The organism is Treponema sp. R80B11-R83G3 (assembly GCF_054786115.1).
On the sequence record NZ_BDHF01000575.1, the window covers coordinates 1 to 383 of the forward strand.

Annotated in this window: 1 protein-coding gene; it reads left to right on the plus strand. The window is 26.4% G+C overall.

Annotated features, from left to right (window positions below; genetic code table 11):
- Positions 1-383: NUDIX hydrolase (locus ACYVRH_RS15045; RefSeq protein WP_461257660.1), on the plus strand; the 383-nt coding region annotated here is incomplete at both ends.

Consider the following 383-nt stretch of genomic DNA (forward strand, 5'->3'; position numbering starts at 1 on the left):
TGTGTATATTTGTAAAGATAGAATAGGGAATATATTTGAAGAAATTAAATTTATTCCAGAAAACAGTGTAAAAATGGAAACATTAGACTACCCTCTGACTCATGCTTTAGTAGTTGCAAAAAATAAAAATGGCTATTTGTTAATATATAATACATGGAAAAATTATTGGGAATTACCCGGTGGAATTATAGAAGAAGGGGAATCTATGAGAAAATGTGCTGAAAGAGAAATGCTTGAAGAAACAAACCAAATTGCACAAAAATTGGATTTTTTAGGATTGATGAAATTTAACCTAAAAAATAATAAAATTGAATATGGAGGACTATATAGAGCATTTATAGAAAATGAAAGACCATTTATAATTAATGATGAAACTAATAAAA